We start from the raw sequence: 19,829 nt of genomic DNA, 5'->3' as shown, positions 1-19,829 counted from the left end.
GTAAGGAGTAATGTCATCGTGATTAATTTCAACGCAAAGTTAGTTTTACATATGATCATTTCTTTTATAGGTTTCCTCAGTGTTATCTTACATATCTTCTATTCTCCAGCTCCTTGGATTTCCATAACAAAATTTACAATACAATCGAACCTTCTTGTATCAGTAACTTTCTTATTGAGTGTTTTCGCAATGAGATCAAGAAAGCACCATACTCCCTTATTGGATTTCTTGAAAAATTGCTCTGTCATCTATATGTTCATCGTCATTACCACTTATCATTTCCTCCTTGTTAGCGGAGGAGAATATGTTGGAACTCGGATTATCACGAACTTTACCCTTCATTACTTACTGCCGTTATTCGTATTTACGAATTGGATTGCTTTTGAGGTTAAGAAAAAATATAGCTATACGCACATCTTCTATTGGATGCTCTTCCCTCTGCTGTATTGTGTTGTTTCATTGTTACGTGGATTGGTTGATGGTTTTTATCCATATTTCTTTCTGAACCCTACTGGAGTAATTCCAGTAGGGGTTGGAAGTTATGCAAATGTCGGGTTGTTCATAATCGCGTATTTGTGCGTCTATATTATTTTAGGCTTTTTTTTGATCCTCTTAAATCGGATATTTCTTCACTTCAAAATCATAAATACAGCAACTTCATCATCTTGAACGCATTAAAAATGGTTGGTTAACATCGACAATCGAAACATTCGATAGCTAAATATGAGCCAACCACTTTAACATAACGGGTTCGGTTGATGGGGAGAAAATTGCAATTAACAACGTAAATAACAGGTTAATCAGCATATATTTCAACAGTGAAATAACCATATAAAAACAAGTAAAAGCGCTCAGATTTGAGCGCTTTTTAGCGTAATATTCTACTATCCTTATTGAACTAAAGCACCCCGTTAGTGCAATAAATTATTAACGCACAAGTAGCCGGCAATGAGGAAGGCAAGTCTTACAGGTGTTACATGTCGGAGAAGCCTTTCAAGGAAAAGTATTAGATTATCAGAGAATGAACTTGTCCCGTAATAAACAGATATAATCCGATCAGTGAAAGTATTATACCTACATAAAATGGCCAAGGATTATCTTCTTTTTCTTTGTCAAAAGTAAAAAAGGTAACTATGCAAAAGATAAGAGCAATAACAGGAATAAAGCCATATCGGTCTCCAAATGTGAACGCAATTCCACCCATTATCATTCCTATAAGCCCATAAGGATTTTGAGTTGGTTTTCTGCCTATGTATTCTTTGTCATCATCGGATAAGCCCTCGTTTCTGTCCCCTAATATATCGATGACTTTCATTCTATTTAGGAATTCGATTGTTTTTTTAAATGTTTTCATACATTGCCCCCTAACTAGCCCGATTTCAATCTTCAACTAACCTGCTCCGTTAGTTCAATAAGATAAAAGCTTTACTCCTTCTTGAAGTAAAGCACCCTTTAGTCGAAGATGAAGATATACTTAAACTTATTCTGTAAATTCCCAAGCTGGATTCCATACAACTTCCCACAAATGTCCTTCTGGGTCTTGGAAGTATCCAGAGTATCCTCCCCAAAAGGTATCATGTGCTGGAACTGTAATAATTGCACCAGCCTTCCTTGCCTGTTCCATTACCATATCGACCTCTTCTTTACTCCCAACATTATGACCAATCGTAAATTCAGTTGGACTTATTGGTGTCTGGTTTAAGCTTGTGTCATGAGCTATATCCTTACGTTTCCAAATTGCGAGTTTTACTCCTGATTGTAAATCGAAAAATGCAACAGCACCATGCTCAAATTCTTGCCCTACTATTCCTTTCGTTGGTAGTCCAAGTCCATCCTTGTAAAATTTTAAAGACCTTTCCAAGTCATCTACACCCAATGTTATAACTGAAATTCGTGGTTTCATCTAATACCTCCTAATAAATTTACTCTGTATTTTAATATATTGGAGCTACCAAATCGAGTGTTTATTGAATTAACCTGCCGCGTTAGTTGAAGAAGAAAAAAGAGCCGCCTGAAACAGCTCTCTAATCTTCAAGTAAAGAACCCCGTTACTTTAATTAGTACTCTTTTTTCCTTGTTTTTTAATTAACCGATACTGTATAAATCCTAAAATTCCACCTACAAACCCAAATAGTGCTTGAGGTACTCCAAATAAAAATTCATTATTGAATAATCGTACCACACCACCTAACCCTATTAAGATTGCACTGATACTCATCATTACTATCACGAATGGATTTACCTGAGAATTATTATTTTCATTCATTTTATATCACTCTTTCATATAATCTTCTGTACCAATCTTCTAAAGGTCAAATGGATTTCCCATTCTCTTTTTTCTTGAAAACCATATGTAAAACTATCAAAAGAATAATTCCACCTACTATTTGCATAGCACCTGTTAAAATTGACAAAGTACTTTGTTTATAAAAAGTTAATGTCATAACACCATTACCCAAACCTAATATAGCAAGAAGCAACCATGTAAATTTTCGAACATTTTTATTAGCCAATGAAAGAATCCTCCCTAATACATATAAAAACTTTGCTACATATACTTCAAATCATTTCTCCCTAAAAAATTACCTCTATCTTGTTCAACTAAACTGCCCATTAGTTGAAGAACGCCATTTTACAATCTTCAATATATTTTAACATAGATTTCTCATCTTCCTTCCATATTTTTTCCGAAATCCAATCAGCAAGTGTTTTAACAAGTGAATTAGCAAAGGTACATAAATTTATATGCTCTTGTTAGTCCCTGTGCTAATTGCGGTTCCAGTTTGTCTATAAAAATTATTTAAACGTTGATATAACAACAAAAATGGGGACACCAATTCATATGCGAATTGTGTCCCCAAATGCTGTGTTTTTTATTGTTTTCTCCCCATAAACCGAACCCGTTACGCTTTAACAGTTGGCTCTTTCACATATGTTATCTCTAACAAAGCACGATTATTTATAACAGCCTGCTTTATTTATATTTTTTCACGAAGTTGTTCTCTGTTCGACTCGAATTTTTCAATTCACATCTACTTTCCGTTAAACGTAAGAGTATTCTCCTCAATCCTAACAATGTTGTTAGTTTGAAAGTCTCCGATTTCTTGTTCTGTAAAGCCTAACTCAGTTAAGATTTCTACTGAATGTTCTCCGAGAGATGGAGGAGGAGTAAACTCAGCTACAGGGTTTTCTGGTATCTTAATGGCAACACCCGGAACTGGAACCCCGCCTTTATCTCCCATTTTTAACGTTTGAATCATTTCTCTGTGCTTGATCTGTGGATTATTTATTACTTCATCCAACTTATTCACGGGGCTACTTGCAATACCCCTTTGTTGTAGAAGTTCAAATGCTTCAAGTTTTGTATATTGGACCGTCCATTTAGAAAGAGCTTCATCTATTATCCCCCTATTATTAAGTCTTTCCTCTTTCGTTAACAAAGGAGAATCACTTTGCCCCCACTCGCTCTTCCCTATCAATTCACTAAACGCTTTCCACTGTTTTTCAGGTGCTAATAAATAGCTTGATACAAATACATATCCATCTTTTGTTGGGAATGCTTTCGATAATTCAAATCTGTCTCTCGTTCCCCATCTTTGACTTGTAATTCCATGTAACTGTGCTTCAGCGACACTGAATCCTAACAACGATACTACTCCATCAAGCATGCTGATATCTACATAGCGACCGTTTCCTGTTCGTTCCCTATGAAATAGAGCCATCATCGTACCTAATGCAGCTTGCAAGCCAGCTATATGATCCGCTATAAAGAATCCGACATACGTCGGGGGACCATCAGTATGTCCTGTCATTTCCGCTAACCCACTCATAGACTGAATGATTCCGTCATATGCACCATAGTTTTTATAAGGACCCGTTTGTCCAAATCCAGTAATATGAACCATGCTAATTCTTGGATTCACCGCCGAAATTGTATCATAATCAAACCCTAATTTCTCAGGTACATTCGCTCCATAATTCGTTACTAATACATCAGCAGTTTTGACAAGGCGAAGGAAAATTTCCTTGCCTTCTGAACTTTTCAAGTCAATTGAGATTCCTCTTTTGTTACGGTTCTCTGAAGCGAAATACAAACTAATATCTTCATCTATTGGAGCAGAAGTTCTTCCGACTTCCCCTTCAAGTCGCTCAATCTTGATAACGTCAGCCCCATGATCTGCAAGTACCTGACTACAATATGGTCCTGCAATATAATGTGATAAATCCAAAACTCTAATTCCAGATAAAATAGACATAAATTTCACCCCAACCCAAATTATTTGAAGTTAATACAATGATGACCAAGTTTTATCCTCGTTCTAAGATTAGAGAGAATCCTTGTCCTCCACCAACACAAAATGTAATTAACCCTCTTGTTAAATCCTTTTCAACCATTTCTCTCGCTGTTCTTGCTACAAGAATGCCACCGGAAGCGGCATTTGGATGACCAATAGCGATAGCTCCCCCATTTGGATTCACTTTTTTCATATCTATGCCAAGTTCCCGTATACACGCGAGTGATTGTGCTGCGAATGCTTCATTTATTTCAATGACATCAAAGTCATCAATTGACAACCCAGTGTTTTTCAACAATTTCCGTGTGGAGTAAACGGGTCCTATCCCCATGATGGAAGGGTCAACACCCGAGGAGGCGAATGCTCCAATTTTCGCTAACGGTTTTAGTCCATATTCTTCTGCTTTCTCTCTACTCATAATAAGAATTGCGGAAGCACCGTCATTTAGTGGTGAAGCGTTTCCAGCTGTTACGACTCCATCCTCATCCATGACGGGTTTTAACCTGGAGAGCGCGTCAAGATTCGTATCCGCCCTTATGCCTTCATCTTTTCTAAATTCCAATGGTTCTCCTTTTCTCTGTGGTATATGAATCGGAAATGTTTCATCATCGTAAAAACCACGTTGCCATGCAGCCTCCGCTTTTCTATGACTCATAAGCGCAAATTCATCACATTCTTGCCTAGTAATGTTGTACATCTTGGCAAGGTTTTCTGCAGTGGCAATCATAGAAGGGTTCCCATATTCTTCATTGGTTGTTTGACCCGACAGGAACTCAAGTTTATCAGGATACGACTTTTCTGGACTTTTTACATAAAATGGCTTGTTGGAATGGCTCTCAACACCACCTGCTAGTACAACCTCGCATTGACCAGAAGATACTAACATTGCTGCCCATGCAACCGCATTAAGTGAACTGGCACATTGGCGATCGATTGTAATAGCAGGAACTTCAATCGGAAAACCCGCTTCAAGAGCGGCAACTCGCGCAAAGTTAAAAGATTGACTATCGAATAGATTTCCCATGATGATCTCGTCAATATCTTCTGGATTCACCTTATCCTCTATTACATTCCTCATTACCATCGCTCCAAGCTTTACAGCTGAAAAGCTTGATAGAGTGCCTCGCATTTTGCCGATCGGTGTTCGGGAAACCCCTACTATTACAGCATCCTTCATACCTATCGATTTTAGTTTACTCATTATTATATTTCTCCCCGCTATCAGGTAGTGGAATCGTTGCGATACAACTCACTTCAGAACTCGCCAGCGATAAACCGTAAAGTTCATTTTTCCGGAAGTTTCCGGGTGAGGTACCGACAATCTTCTTGAATGTCTTGATAAAATGGTAGACGTTGTTATATCCCACATTGCTACTAATCTCTGCTACCTCTAAATTCGTATTGATCAGCAACTGAGCAGCTTGGTCAATCCGAACTTTATTTAAATATAGGTTGATGGTCATACCAGTGTTTTCCTTAAAGGTTTTACATATATAATTTTTGCTATGGCCAACATGTTGTGCAACTTTGTCCAAAGGAACCTGATTGACATAGTTTTCTTTTATATAGTCTTTAATTTGATCCGATACTCTTAACTTTTCTTCACTAGTAGACAAATTCATCTTTTGACTTCGGAGGATAAAATAGAGTGCGGTCAGTAGTGTATGTGTACCAATCTCACGATACCACGGAGACATTTCGAGTCCTTCCTGAAAAACAAGGTTCAACATTTCCTCTATATCGTCGGAACCTACACAGACATTTGGAATATGATTCAGATTTTCTTTCAGCTCATTACTAAAAACAGCATATTTGACTTCCAACATGCGTAAAGGTTTTCCATCTACATCTCGCGTATCAGCAATTCCATGCCGATCATTAGGTCTAGCAAACAGGAACATTCCCTTATTCAACTTGACAGTTTCCTCACCCGCTATGAAGTCCCCTTCTCCACTAATTACATAATAAATTTGGTAGTAATCATTATGTGAATGTGGTTCAAGAGAACTTCCCGATGGGTATTCACTTTGCGCAAGCCACAATATATTTAACATGTTGTTGTCCATTTTTCATCACCTTATTCAGTTCGTTTCTTCTATCCTCTCATTTATATAGAAGGAACAACAGTTACATTTTTTGTACATTTCCAAGGTATGCTTTTGCGACGTCTGGATTTGTACGAATCTCTTCCCCTGTACCCTCTAACACAATATTTCCAGTTTCGATGACGTAGGCCCGATCAGAAATTTTCAATGCACTATTTGCCATCTGTTCTACTAATAGAACGGTAACACCCGAATCATTAATCTGTTTTAAGAGATCAAAAACCTCAGTAACAATAATTGGAGCAAGCCCTAGTGAAGGTTCATCAAGTATTAAAAATGATGGTTCCGTCATGAGAGCTCTTGCAATGGCAAGCATCTGCTGCTCTCCCCCAGAAAGGGTCCCTCCTAATTGGTCTTTTCTTTCCTCAAGCCGCGGGAAACGTGCGAAAATCGATTGCATCTGCGCATTTATTTTCTTCTGATCCTTTACAATATGGGCTCCTAACAGAATGTTTTCCATAACAGAATGTTGAGGAAATATCTGTCTGCCTTCTGGTACGATACGAATTCCTTTGCGTACCAGTTGGTCAGGACGATCATTGGTAATATCTTTTCCATCAAATGAGATGCTTCCACTTTTCGCCTTATGAAGCGCGACAACCGTATTGAGAATAGTGCTTTTGCCAGCACCATTCGCTCCTAAAACTGTAACAATCTCACCTCTTTCTACGTGAAATGAGATATTATGAACGACTTCAGTTTTTCCGTAGCCCACAGTTAAATTCTTAACTTGTAACATAGTCTTCCGCCCCTTCACCCAGATAAGCGTTCCTTACGACTGGATTGGAATTCACGCTTGCCGGATCTCCCTCAGCAATTTTTTTACCATAATCAATTACGGTAATATAATCTGAGATCTCCATTACTAAATCCATGTGATGTTCAATCATCAATACGGTTACTCCAGCTTCTCGAACTTTATTCAGCAACTTCGAAAACTCCATAGTCTCTGTATCTGATAGGCCAGCACATGGTTCATCTAAAACGAGAAGCTCTGGTTTCATGCTAAGAGCTCGCGCCAGTTCTAATAATTTCTGTTGACCGGCTGAAAGACTCTCCGGTTCATTGTTTGCTTGGTGACCTAAGTCTATTAAATTTAGGTAATCCATCGCTTCATAAAATGATTTTCTTTCTTCATTCTTCATTTTCCGAGTACGGAACATCGTATCTGTCAGTGAATAGCTATAAAATAGTCGTCCGCCCATTGCAACATTTTCAACAACCGAGAGATTGTTAAAGAGTCGTACATGTTGGAATGTCCTCGAGATGCCCTGCCTTACTAGTTCAACTATGCCTTTACCCGTAACGTCCGTGTCTTTAAAAATCACCATTCCTGCTGAGGGCTTTTCAATACCGGTAATCATATTTAATGTCGTGGTTTTGCCGGCACCATTCGGACCAATAAGGGAGTGAACCGTCCCTCTTTTAACCGTCATGCTGAAATTTTCTACAGCAGTATGTCCCCCGAATTTCTTAGTAAGATCCTTAATAATTAATATGTCGTCATTGTCAGAGTTCGTACTAACATTACCAACATTCCTCTTAATATCCAGCTCTTTTATGTCCCTTTTTTCGGTAATGTATTGATTATCATCTATTTCTCTGAAGTTCTTTTTAATGGTTCCTCCAATACCGGCTGGAAGTACTTGCGGGATTATGACAAGTAGTGCACCATAGACGATCTGTTTCAAGTCAGGCGCAGCATTGAATAACTCCGGTACAAGTGTAGCAATGATTGCACCGATAATCGGACCACTCAGAGTCCCTTGTCCACCCAAAACTACCATCAAAAGAATGAAAACTGTAAATTGAAAACTGAAAGTATCAGGGCTTAGATAGCCACTATAACTTGCATAAACAGCACCGGCTAATCCAGCAAGTAACGAGCTGAAAAAGTAGCCTCTAATTCTATATTTACTATAGTTGATGCCTACCCCTGCTGCCGCGATCTCGTTGTCTGTCATTGCAGTTAAATCTCTACCCCATCTACTTTTCACAATGTTTCTTTGTATGATAATACAAACCACTACGATCAGTAATATGAAATAGTATTTTTGAAGGGTACCTAAGCTAAAACCAAAAACATTCCAAGAAGAAACGAACATCCCCTGCGACCCACCAGTAAACCAGGTCCATTCATTAAACACGCGATGCGCCATTTCAAGTAAACCTATACTAATAAGGGCCAGGTAATGGTGTTTTACTTTAGACGCCGGAAGGGAAACAAGTAAACCCACCACAGCAGAAGCGATTGCTCCTAATACAAAACCTACGAAGAATGGCATGTTGTAAGCGGTAATGGCCACAGCTGACACATACGCCCCAACTCCAAAATGGGCGGCAAAAGCAAAGGAGGTTATCCCAGTGAAGCCCGCTGATATGTTATAGGCAATTGCCAGGATAATATAGATGAATATTAAACTGACTAAGCGCAAGTAATAACTACCTGCTACAAGAGGGATCGCTAAACTGATCAACAAAAGGGCAACCCAAAGGATAATAAAATAAGTACTATATTTTTTCTGCAGCGATGTTGCCTTTATTGAAAATCTTGGCACCTAATATCCCTCCCGGTAAAACGATAATGACAAAAATCATAATTAAAAAGATAACAGCATCTTTTAATCCGCCAGGGATCATCAGGCCAACAAATCCCTCTAATAGTCCGAGGGCAATACCACCGATAAATGCCCCTTTGGTATTCCCTAAACCTCCGATTAACGCCGCTGCGAAAGCTTTGATACCAACTGCATATGTCATTGTATAGCTAGCAAAGGTCAACGGTGCGATCAGTGCGCCGGCTATTGCTGCAACTCCACCAGATATCGCGAAACAAGTCAACACAACTACATTACTTCGAATACCCATGATCCTTGCTGTATCCGGTTTGTATGATACAGCCCTAACCGCTCTACCAAAACTTGTTTTTTGAATGACAAATTGATAAGCGATTCCAATCGAAATTGCAATGACAATCATCAGAATTTCGTGCACCATGATATTCGCACCAAACATACGGATATCCATACCATTAAAGAGGAATGGGAAAGCCTTTGGTTCCGTACCGAATATCATTCGAGCGATATTATCGATGATGATACTCGCACCGAAGAGTGTTACAATCCAACTTGAGTTATTCGTTAAATCTCCTAACTTCTCTACCGCAGTCTTATAAATCAATATACTTAGCAAAATATTGATAACAATGGCTGACAGTATCGCAAGTATATAATTCATTTGAACTGTACTGATGAACCAGTAACTTGTCATAGCTCCGATCATAATGACCGAGCCATGTGCAAAGTTAATGATACGAGTTGTAGAATAAATGATCCCTATGGCAAGCGCCATTAACGCATACATACTTCCGTTCGCGAGGGCAAATATTAGTTCTTGCATTTTGACTCTCCTCTCTTATCTTCCTAGTCGTTTCAGGTTGTAGCAGCTCCGCTTACACTTATGCACTGCCCCGACAAGAAACTTGCGTCATCACTAGAAAGGAAAGATACCACACTTGCAATTTCATGAGGTTTTCCAAGTCTTCTTAATGGGGTGCCCTTTATATGTTCTTCAATAATATGCTCTGGGACAGCTCTATACATGTCTGTTTCAATATACCCGGGAGCAACACAGTTAACGTTAATATTCTTTGGTCCCCCCTCTTTGGCAAGCGTTTTGGAAAAGCCAATCAACCCCGCTTTTGATGCTGCATAATTGGCCTGACCGACGTTACCAAATGCCGAGATGGACGAGATGTTTACAATCTTTCCAGATTCATTTTTCCGCATAATGGGCACGACATGTTTACATAGGTAATAGGCACCTTTCAGATTTACATTTATCACTGCATCCCAAGCGTCATCTGTCATCTTGTGGAACATGCTGTCTCGCGTAATACCAGCATTGTTGACAAGGATGTCAACCGTACCAAACTGTTCCATTGCATGTGCAACAGCATTTTCTACATCCTTATCATTGGAAACATCACACTGAATGGATACAACCTTAGATCCTCTTTCACCAAGTCTTGAAACCATTTCTTCCGTCAAGTTCTGATCATATTCAAGCACTGCGATACCAGCAATACCGTCATCTAAGAAACGATGTACAATCGATTCACCGATTCCTCTGCCACCTCCGGTAATAATTGCGTATTTACCTTTTAATTTCCCCATACCATTACCCCCAAAATAATTACAGTTTAGACATTTCAATTAGTGTCAGCTTGTTTATTAGAGCTGTCGATCTCCCCATATGTAAGGAGATCGACAGCTGTATTTTTACATTAGTTCTTTATATAAAGATCGCCATTATACATTTCAGAGATCTTTACCATGATCAATTCCTCTAAAGGGAATCCTTCGTGTGAATCTTCCGAAAAGGCATATTCATTTACAAAAACCGATTCGAATTCTGACGCATGATTTTCCAATACCTTTTTCACTTCATCAGTATCAGTGGTGCCTGCTTTTTCAATTGCCCACTTCAATAAATACACTGCTTCATAACCTGATGTTACCGTAGTAGGGTTTGTATCGCGTTTTCCATATTCACCGTACTGATCGATAATCTTTTGATACATCTCCCAATATTTCGGCTCTAACTCTGTTTGATTTGGCTCTACTGCCCAATTGTTCATAGAAACAACTGACACGTTATTAGCTCCAGGGCCAGCCAGTTCCCTAAAGTTCGGCATCGCCAATCCTGTATAGCCGATAATTTGCAACTTATCAATATAGTCGATTCGTTCCAGGGATCTTACAATCTTCGCCCCATCGGCGCCTAAGGTCCAAAACAGTGCAACATCAGCATTAGCTTCTTTGATTTTTTGTGCGATTGGTGTCATGTCCGGATCATCAGACTTATAAGTAACTTTTGCTGCAGGCTCAACGCCATATTCTTTCAAAGTCTTTTCCATAACTGCGATTCCATCTACGCCAAGAGCTGAGGTATCAGCGACCAAAGCGATTCTCTTATACTTTTCTTCTACCGCTATTTTGACAAGTGCTTTTGCCTGTATTTCATTGGACGGCATAATTCTAAATGCGTATGGATTGTTTTTACTGATAAGGTCCGTACCTGTTGCTACCGGAATCATAGAAATAACTTTATTCTCCTGAAGATATGCCATCGAAGCAGCCGCAGGAGTTGAATTTGTAGGTCCAATTACAAATTTCGCTTTTTCCTTGTCGACGATTTCTTCCATGAATGTCTTGGACTTCGTAGGATCAGCCTCATCGTCACGTGTGACGATTTTCACCTGTGCACCCAAGATTCCTCCATTTGCATTTATCTCTTTTACTGCAATTTCTATCCCTTGTGTCTGTGCTTTTCCATTTACAGCACTCGTTCCACTCATCGCTCCGATATTTCCAATGATGATTTCTTTAGGTGAACTGCTGCTTTCCGCTTCCTTACTGCACGCGGCAAGAAGTACTAAAACACTTAAAAGCAACGACAAAACAGTATTCCTTTTCATAAAAATCCCCCTCATTTTTACAAACTTGATGTAGCTACTTGAAACATTACGTTGAAACCAAATCTCACAAATCTCCCATTCCACCGTCCAATGTAAGCCCTTTCATTAATCACCATCCTTTTTGCATACACCAATTAATATATGTCAACTCGTTAATTTGAATTTACCTATATTATTTGGGGAACATTTCAATAATTTGAATCAGTAAGCTCAATTTAGCATACGTATTGCTGAAGGTCAATACAATATACTATAGTTTTCATATAATTAGGAGAGTTAGAATTTAATAGTTGTCATAAATCACCTTCTCATTCAGGTGTATAATATGTCAACTTTTGTTTTTCTTGTAGAATGAAACACATGTAGATACTCCACATAAAAGAATAGTAATTATTAATAGCAGCAAGAGGAATTTTGAATAAATGAGAGAGCTACAGCACAGATAAATTTCTATAGTGATAAAACAAATAGAATGCCTATGGACATCAAAGTCGATAGGCATTCTACTACTTATAGTATAAAAAAATCGAGTAACTGCAGATGAGGTCATAAAACATTGGAGGTTTCCTTCCTTAGTTCGCTGCACAGGTACCCAAAAAATACTGAATCCTAATCTGTATCAAATTGAACCAATAATAAAAGTAAGTAATTTGTCAAACACATCATCAACTCAATTTGTTACGATAAGCTTAATCAAAATAACAAGCAGTACAGATAATGGAGTTGATAGGAAATGATATGGACGATTATTACTATTGTGATCGGTACAATTATAATATTTATCACAAGTCCCACAAGTAAACTTGTGGATTGGTTTTTGAATAGATTTGCGGTTCATCCTAAGCTTGACCCAAACGAGATAACTGTAACGTTTAACGGGAAACGCTTGAAAGAGGAAGAAAAAAATCGTTTCAGCTACTATTTCAATGAAGCGCATTATGTAAAGAGAAATCACATATTCCCGGGTACTGAAAAATCGTTTCTACAGCCGGAGACTGCCGTTACTCCGTTCGTCATCAACGTTAAAAGCGGGAAAAAAGAGATGAATTTCTTTCTTTACCATTACGATGACCATGTTGACGTAGTCAAGCAATGGAAGAAAAAAGTTTCTTCTTTCACCATTAGTTCCGAGCCCCTCCAAAACTTCAGCATTTCTGTAAAGGCTTAAAAAAGAAGCATGAATCCCCGTCACCCAAGGTTTCATGCTTCTTAATTGTGACGGTACCTGTGTGAAAAACATTCATGATAATTCAACCAATTTGTAGTGATGGGTTCTGGAACTTTATTTTATGAGAAACCTATCACTTTTCACTTAACCTATTTGAATTCCTCTTATTTTACTTCTCATCTCTTTTGGGTCATGAGAAACGATAAACGCTTTAGAAAACTGATCATAATATTCATTTTCATGTGCTTTTGGAGATAGAATAATTAGTTTCCGCTGGAGTTTACTTGCATACAGTTCAAAGACAGTGACTTTCCTTTTGTCATCCAATGCACTATCAAATTCATCCAGCACAATGAAGCCTGCTCGGTTTTCCAAGTTCTGAAGTAAGGATAAAGCAAAAAGCAAAGAACTCATAGACTCTTCACCGCCTGAAACGCCTTTCCCTACCCTGTTGCCCCTTGCCTTCTTGTTGACGTCCTCAAACTTTCCGCGATGTCCTTCCTTACGAACGTGAATGAATAACTTAAAAACGGGACGTTCCTTATCAAGGGATTTTTCGTATTTAATTTGCCCTTCAAATTTAAATTCTCCCATATACTGCTGGAATAGCAAATCAATCTTTGAAACTTGCATGTGAATGGCCGTTTCCAAGCGTTGTTCATTTTGGATGGCCCGCTCTTCGTTTTCTTCCAATAAATTTTTGGCCGATTGCAGTTCCTCTTTTTTTCGAATAACTTCCTGCTCCAATGTCCGAAAGTTCTCTACCGCGTTCGGGTCAATGCCCGGTTCATTCAGAGCATGTTGAAAGCCAATTTTCGAGTGACTTTGCTTGTTTTGCAAGTTGAACTTCGATTCCTTCATCAGTTCTTCGGCACAAGCTTGCTCGACAATCTCAGGAATGACCAGACGCAATTCCGCTAATTCTTCTTTATAGTTAGCTTGGTCTTGGAAGAACGCAATTCGTTCTTCTTCTTTCGCTACTTTTTGGTTTGTAACTTGCATTCTCTCCCGTTGAACAGCAGTCAAACGTTCTTCCAAGTCAATCAGATTTCTTTTTTGCGTCCGTAGAAGTTGCTGCAAACTGTCCAACTCGTCTTGGAGTTTATCGATGGTTCGGCGGATGGTTGAAATCATTGTCTTCAATTGGAGCATCTCATGCTTTAGTCGTTGGAGACTCTCTATCTTCTTGGACTGTTGGCCGAACTGTTTATAAATCTCCAACTGTTGTCTCAGATAATTAACCGTTTGTTCTTTTATATGTTTTTGTTGAAAGATTTCTTTATTTTCTTCCTCTAATCGCTTTTTCTCCTCTTCTAACCGGTGCTTCTCGATATCCAGCTCTTTTAGTTGAGCAATCCGATATTCCTGTTCAACTATAGTGGATAGGAATGCTTCTGCCTCCTTCACTTTTTGGACATCGGCATTCCATACTTGGAACTTCATATTGTCGCTAGACAGCACGCTTGTCAACTCTTTTAGTTCCACACCTAACGCTGCCAACTGCCGTTGCAGGAAATTCTGCCTTTCTTGTAATGCCTTCGTGCTAAGAATAAATGTATTCTCTTCTTGCGGACCTCGAACTCCTTGTTTGTCCACAAGGAAGCCATTTTGCAGCTTCGGCTGATCGTTTATTAGAAACTGTTCGACCCACCAAAGCACTCGAGCAGCATGGTTCTGTTCCATTACCGATAGACCTTCACGCATTTCAAGCCCTAACGCTGTCAGCTCGGTCAGGGAACGGTCAGGCAATATCTTTTTCAGCGAAACATGGTAGAGGTCATTGACCGGTTCACAGCTTGCGGCCTCGTAAAAAATCGTGTATTTGATGGTGTCGAGAAATTTCTCTTTGTCAATCGGGACTTGCTCTTTCATCTTGATGAAGTGACGAAATGGATAGGCACGGATGTTTTGTTGTTTTAAATGCCGGATAGCTTGCTGTTGCCTCGTCGATTCGATCTGGTTGTTGTTCAGCATCGACAATTCTTCTTTAAACGCTTTTTGCTGTACCAATTTTGAATCACGCAAATCCTTATTTTGTGTCAAAGTTTCCTCCAAGGCTTGCAATTTTTCTTCTAACTGATGGCTGGATTTGTAGCGATCAATTAGCACTTGAGACTTTATCCGGATTTCCTCCCATTGGGCGATTGCCGCCTTCAATTCGGACTGCTTTTCGATAGTTGACTTAAACAGATTATCCGTGCTAACCAAATTTTCGTTTACTTCTTCATCGTTCGCCTCTAAAACTTGTACATGTTCCTCCGTCTTCTTCAAACGCTCTTTTGTCTCAGCTTCCGGATACGGCAAGGCATTATAGGCTTCTTGCAAATCACTTAATTCATTATTCAGCTTGTCCACTACCTGCCCAACTGTCTGATGCTGTTGCTCATTGGACTTGAGGTCGGCACCGGCAATTACCAGTTGCCCTTTCATATCTTCTTGCTTGCCGATTATCTGTGATATACTTTCTTTTTCCTGCTCGATTTCTCCTACTATCTGCTGCTCTTTGTCAGATAGTTCATCCAGCTCAGCTTGCCGTTCGTCGATATATAATTCTGCGTCTCTGCCATCTTGTTCAGCTAACTTCTGCAGTCCCTGTGTTGTTAAGGCATATAGATATCCGTTCTCTTCAAGTCGTTTGCGATTATTTTCAAACCGCTCCTTTTGCCCGCGAACTATGGACAAATTGAACTCCTGCTGTTTCTGCTGATTCGTTGCTTGATTGAATGCTTCTCGTGCTTCTTTTGCGACCTCCAAACTTGTTTCCCAATCTTTTTGGATTGTATCAATACCATGCATTTCACTAAAGATTCGGAACCGTTCTTCCGGTGTCATGACGGAAAATTGATTGACTTCTTGCTGATACCAAATTAAATAATACAAATCGGGATGAATTTTATATTTATATTCAAGTTCCCTCCGGTAAGCTGTGAAGTTATTTTTATTTACATCCCCTGAACGGTATGTTTGTCGAAGTTCCAAATCCTCCAATTCATCGCCGTCATGGATTTCATAGCGCAATTTAACAGGCTGTTGCGGCTGTTGCTCGACAAGTAAACGAAATTCAATGAAGAGCGGGGCATCAATTTTCGCTGATCCTACATTTTTAAATAACAAGTGGATTGCCGCCCGCCAAGTGTCTTCCTCACGGAGGTTTTGCGACTTCAATCCATCAATCACTACTTTTCCAGAGCGCAATACTGCGCCCATGCAAAACGATATAGTCGATTTCCCAGCCCCATTTGGCCCCGTGATTAGGATATGCTCACCGGTCCCGCCTAACATCATTTCTTCCGCACCATAATCTCGGATACCTGAAAACCGCAAACGCCAAGGAATCATAAAAGTCCCTCCCTTTCATGCAAATTGTACCGGTTGAAAAACTTCATGACGTCTTCTTTAGAGAGTTGGCTGGATTGGCTGAACTCAGCCATCCGCCGCAAGAAAGAATCTGAAAACATATGAACTCCGATTGCCGTCAATTTGTAAGCATCTTCATGAGTTGACAGGTTATGGTTTTCAACAGCTCCAATTTTTCTTAGTGTATCGATTGCTAACTGGATCCGCCGACTCCCTTTTTTTATTTCATGACCGAATGCCTCCAATAGCTGTGAGAGAAGTGTATAGTCGTGTTTAAGAACTTCTTGCTGATAAAAGATAAACAATAAAATCGCAAGCGCTTCTTCTGACATCGTATGGCGTGCAGAATGCGCCGGCACACGCAACAAGACAACGACTTGGTCACGGTCTTCATCATAAATCAGACGGTAATACCTGCCAACCGCTTGATTGACACGGGAGATGAAAGAATGGATGTAGGCATCATCCCCTTGAACACCTGCAATGCGTTCCACTTCTTTGCGAGAAAGCCCAAAATTGTTCATCCGAATTGTCGCGCTGGAGGAGAATAGAATGGACATGAAGGCCTGCTCCTCACGGTTCGTCAAAATGCTACGTAATGATTGAAGGCTGTTTAGCGACAAGTCACTCGGATTTTCGTTTTCGAATGCTTGTTTTTCGTTCGTCATCCTTAATCCACTCCCATTCCTTTTCATATTCTTTCACTTCATCTTTCGGCATTGTTTGAATGATTTTATTCGCTTCTAACGCCGATATGCCAAGGAGCTGACGGATCGCATCTCCCCAAGATGCTGAACTTGTTTCAATCATCGTTTCTTCTATTTCAGCTTCTTCTCTTTCATCCAAATAACGCTCAATTTTTTCCGTATCAATGCTAGCCTTCGTCAATAGCCAGCTTTCCTCATCCACTAAATCCACTATCGATTGCACTTCAATCGTTTCACCATGGAACTCAACAGCTTCGACTTCTTCCATCTCCGTCACAACAGGTTCATAATTCTCAAGAAACTCGATCCCTTTTTCGATATCCATGTACGACAGCTGACTTGCATATTTTACAGGCATCCAAATACCATCCAACGCCTCTCCCACGTATTGATCCTGCTCCATAAAACTGAGCAGTTGGTGCGCGTTGGGGATTTCAGATTCAAGTGGGGGATTGAACATTTTCGATATGAACGTCCGAACTTTTTCCGGAGAAATTGATGTTTTTAGAGGTGTTTGTTGCACATTCATAAACTGAAGATATTTGTTGATCATGCCGACTGACAGGCTTGTCCCTTTCGCTAATTCCGCCGTTCCTTTTTGCATCAATGTGCTGAGCACCAGACTGTCTTCGATTGTTTGAAATTCGTTGAGCCTCTCTTGTAATTTCCGCTCCAAATCTTCCATCAGCATATGTATAACTTGCAGTTGAGGCAATGCGTTACGGTCAGCAAGAAGTTCCAACTCCCGCTCTCTTAATAAGTCATTCGCTTCTTTCACATTATGGATCATACTTGCGAGAACATTTCCTCCTGAAATCCCTTTATCGTCATAAGCTTCGCTGATTTCCGCATCTCGCCTTGCTTGAAATAGCGAACGGCCAATATCATCTTCCAAGTAATACGCAAGAGAGTCATTCGCCAGGCGTGTCAGTGCATCCATCATCCGTTTTCCGACACTCATCATCTTAATCTGATACGATTGCTTGCTTATCCAGTTGTTGCTGGCAAGGATATTGATTATCTGACGTACTCGCCCTTTACTTGGTGGATCATCATCTGTAAATCGATCCAAATAGCGGTAATACAGTGTTTCCTCGCTATCAATCGGTTCAGTTTGACCGAACCCTGCTTCGTTTATCAATTCAATGATGCGCAAAAATCGCAGCATTTCCAGTGGTGAATCAAACACCGCTTGTGAAGATAAATCCTTCATTACACCCGCCAAAGTAATGAGGTCTCGCATCGTTCTTGCTACCTCCGGCTTTACGTGATCAGTCTTAAAAATAGAAATCAGTTTCCGATCCATTCCTTCCACTGTATCGGTCCTCCTAACGTCATCTCTTGCTCAGCATGTTGAACGGTTTCCACCCATTGTGAATAGGCTTCAGCATCCGTAAAGACGTTCCCTTCATTTCCGATGAATAAGGATGAGAGCCCTTCAACGAGATTACTTAGTTCTCTTGCGATAATGGTTCCTGCATTGTCATAGTCGACCCAGATGACAACTTGTTGGATGGATGAACTTTCGCATAGTTGCTGGATCAACTTTCGATGTGCACCTCTGATTTGCCCATCCACACCAATTACAAGTGAAGAAGTTTCGATTAAAAAGTCTTTTTCTGCCGCCATCTTTGTTAGAACTCCGCGGTTCTCAACAAGCCATAGGTTTTTCGCGTCCGTTCTGAAAGTTTCCTCTGACACTGAAATTTCAGTAGTGGCGTGGACCGTACCGATTGAATACGATGACAAATTTCCTCGCATATTCCCTGTGAAAAAAATTGGAACTATAAAACCTGTGCTCACAATCCCTAATTCAGCAATCGGAGCTTCGATCCACTTTTCCATGCGGCTTATAAATACTTCCCGATTCCCATCAAATACCTTGGAGCCACCGATTTCTTCATAGTAAGTTGCTCCTATTTCTTTATATTCAATACGGGATTGTCGCCTTTTCAATTGAAGAAACGCAATGAGAAAATGAGTAAACTTGAGAACACGCTCCCTCCCCCAGTTCTCGGCATCTTTTTCTTCATTGACAAACAAATCAACATTGCGGATGAATTTTTCTGGCAACCGGTCTTTGCTCGTTTCAAGTGCAAAAAGCAATTTCTCATTAAGACCTTTAAAAACTTTTATTTGTTCTTCCTTTTGTAACTCTTCATATGCAAATAGCCCTGGGCCCATCCGATAAATGTTCGAAATAGGAGTCCTGCCGTCTTTGGAAAATCGAATCTCTTTCACAATCCAACCTTTTATAAGTGCCTCCTGAATATCATTATCAGAAAGTGGCAATGCCTTCTTTTTTGAATTAGGTTTCAATCCTAACTTTAGAATCTCATTACTTGGTGAAACATCGAATTCATCAGGAACTATCACTATTCCAATTGTTCTATAAGTTCTCGCCGTCCACCTTTGAATCTCCCATTCATCTTCATTGATTTTACGAACTGACTCGCCTGCTTTGCATATAATTGTTTCTAAAAATGCCTGCACAGATTGCATCGTAGTCTCCTTCTTCTAGTACCTTGATTATTAATAATCAAAGGTAACCAATTATAGTTTTTGATAGTGTTTCAAGCACATTATATAAAGGATATCATTTTTAATATAACTAACAAACGATACTTTAGATTATTAGTGCAACTTTTGATTTAGGTTGTTTTATCTAAACGAATAATTAAAAAGACCGCCTAATACTGCATACATTAGGTGGTCAAT

The 19,829-nt window shown here is 39.6% G+C and carries 18 protein-coding genes; 2 read left to right on the top strand and 16 right to left on the bottom strand.

Annotation, left to right across the window (positions count from 1 at the left end; all coding sequences use genetic code 11):
• Positions 1-51 precede the first annotated feature (51 nt).
• Positions 52-669, top strand: coding sequence for a Pr6Pr family membrane protein (locus P5G49_RS11885; protein WP_301244210.1), 618 nt, complete (start codon positions 52-54; stop codon positions 667-669).
• A gap of 337 nt (positions 670-1,006) precedes the next feature.
• On the opposite strand, the gene P5G49_RS11880 is transcribed toward P5G49_RS11885, so the two are convergent.
• The 12 genes from P5G49_RS11880 to P5G49_RS11825 form a co-directional block, all read right to left on the bottom strand.
• Complete coding sequence (locus tag P5G49_RS11880; protein ID WP_301244078.1) at positions 1,007-1,354, bottom strand: cell division protein FtsK; 348 nt, start codon at positions 1,352-1,354, stop codon at positions 1,007-1,009.
• A gap of 126 nt (positions 1,355-1,480) precedes the next feature.
• The gene (locus P5G49_RS11875) at positions 1,481-1,903 is read right to left on the bottom strand and encodes a VOC family protein (protein WP_301244077.1); all 423 of its coding nucleotides are present in this window, start codon (positions 1,901-1,903) and stop codon (positions 1,481-1,483) included.
• A 150-nt stretch (positions 1,904-2,053) separates the two neighbouring features.
• The gene (locus P5G49_RS11870; protein WP_301244075.1) at positions 2,054-2,266 is read right to left on the bottom strand and encodes a hypothetical protein; all 213 of its coding nucleotides are present in this window, start codon (positions 2,264-2,266) and stop codon (positions 2,054-2,056) included.
• Between the two features lie 46 nt (positions 2,267-2,312).
• Entirely contained in the window at positions 2,313-2,513 is a 201-nt protein-coding gene (locus tag P5G49_RS11865) for a hypothetical protein (RefSeq protein WP_301244073.1), read from the bottom strand.
• Between the two features lie 519 nt (positions 2,514-3,032).
• Entirely contained in the window at positions 3,033-4,256 is a 1,224-nt protein-coding gene (locus P5G49_RS11860; protein WP_301244072.1) for a CaiB/BaiF CoA transferase family protein, read from the bottom strand.
• A gap of 52 nt (positions 4,257-4,308) precedes the next feature.
• Positions 4,309-5,496, bottom strand: a complete 1,188-nt coding sequence (locus P5G49_RS11855) for a thiolase family protein (RefSeq protein ID WP_301244071.1) — start codon at positions 5,494-5,496, stop codon at positions 4,309-4,311.
• Positions 5,489-6,361, bottom strand: coding sequence for a helix-turn-helix transcriptional regulator (locus tag P5G49_RS11850; protein ID WP_301244069.1), 873 nt, complete (start codon positions 6,359-6,361; stop codon positions 5,489-5,491). Before P5G49_RS11850 ends, P5G49_RS11855 begins: the two co-directional genes overlap by 8 nt.
• A gap of 61 nt (positions 6,362-6,422) precedes the next feature.
• A complete protein-coding gene (locus P5G49_RS11845) occupies positions 6,423-7,139 on the bottom strand; it encodes an ABC transporter ATP-binding protein (RefSeq protein WP_301244067.1) in 717 nt (238 codons plus the stop codon).
• Positions 7,126-8,877 carry a branched-chain amino acid ABC transporter ATP-binding protein/permease gene (locus P5G49_RS11840; protein WP_301244065.1) on the bottom strand — a complete coding sequence of 584 codons (1,752 nt, stop codon included), beginning with the start codon at positions 8,875-8,877 and terminating at the stop codon, positions 7,126-7,128. The genes P5G49_RS11845 and P5G49_RS11840 overlap by 14 nt, the downstream gene beginning before the upstream one ends.
• Positions 8,878-8,911: 34 nt before the next feature.
• The gene (locus P5G49_RS11835; RefSeq protein ID WP_301244063.1) at positions 8,912-9,799 is read right to left on the bottom strand and encodes a branched-chain amino acid ABC transporter permease; all 888 of its coding nucleotides are present in this window, start codon (positions 9,797-9,799) and stop codon (positions 8,912-8,914) included.
• Between the two features lie 32 nt (positions 9,800-9,831).
• A complete protein-coding gene (gene fabG, locus P5G49_RS11830; protein ID WP_301244061.1) occupies positions 9,832-10,575 on the bottom strand; it encodes a 3-oxoacyl-ACP reductase FabG in 744 nt (247 codons plus the stop codon).
• 110 nt (positions 10,576-10,685) lie between these two features.
• Positions 10,686-11,879 (bottom strand): ABC transporter substrate-binding protein, encoded by a 1,194-nt coding sequence (locus P5G49_RS11825; protein WP_301244059.1) that lies wholly within the window; start codon positions 11,877-11,879, stop codon positions 10,686-10,688.
• A gap of 733 nt (positions 11,880-12,612) precedes the next feature.
• Between P5G49_RS11825 and P5G49_RS11820 the strand changes: the two genes are divergently transcribed.
• On the top strand, positions 12,613-13,047 hold the full coding sequence (locus tag P5G49_RS11820) for a YfmQ family protein (protein WP_301244058.1): 435 nt from the start codon (positions 12,613-12,615) through the stop codon (positions 13,045-13,047).
• Positions 13,048-13,191: 144 nt separating this feature from the next.
• On the opposite strand, the gene P5G49_RS11815 is transcribed toward P5G49_RS11820, so the two are convergent.
• From P5G49_RS11815 to P5G49_RS11800, 4 genes are read right to left on the bottom strand one after another with little or no spacing between them, the layout of a single operon-like run.
• The gene (locus tag P5G49_RS11815; protein ID WP_301244056.1) at positions 13,192-16,386 is read right to left on the bottom strand and encodes a coiled-coil domain-containing protein; all 3,195 of its coding nucleotides are present in this window, start codon (positions 16,384-16,386) and stop codon (positions 13,192-13,194) included.
• Positions 16,383-17,072 carry a hypothetical protein gene (locus P5G49_RS11810; protein ID WP_301244055.1) on the bottom strand — a complete coding sequence of 230 codons (690 nt, stop codon included), beginning with the start codon at positions 17,070-17,072 and terminating at the stop codon, positions 16,383-16,385. Before P5G49_RS11810 ends, P5G49_RS11815 begins: the two co-directional genes overlap by 4 nt.
• Positions 17,029-18,417 (bottom strand): hypothetical protein, encoded by a 1,389-nt coding sequence (locus P5G49_RS11805; protein WP_363322181.1) that lies wholly within the window; start codon positions 18,415-18,417, stop codon positions 17,029-17,031. Before P5G49_RS11805 ends, P5G49_RS11810 begins: the two co-directional genes overlap by 44 nt.
• A complete protein-coding gene (locus P5G49_RS11800) occupies positions 18,402-19,613 on the bottom strand; it encodes a hypothetical protein (RefSeq protein ID WP_301244052.1) in 1,212 nt (403 codons plus the stop codon). The genes P5G49_RS11805 and P5G49_RS11800 overlap by 16 nt, the downstream gene beginning before the upstream one ends.
• Between the last annotated feature and the right edge of the window lie 216 nt (positions 19,614-19,829).

The organism is Sporosarcina highlanderae, assembly GCF_030433715.1.
GTDB lineage: Bacteria > Bacillota > Bacilli > Bacillales_A > Planococcaceae > Sporosarcina > Sporosarcina highlanderae.
Note: the sequence above shows the minus strand (reverse complement) of the source record. Positions and strands in the feature narration are given on the sequence as shown.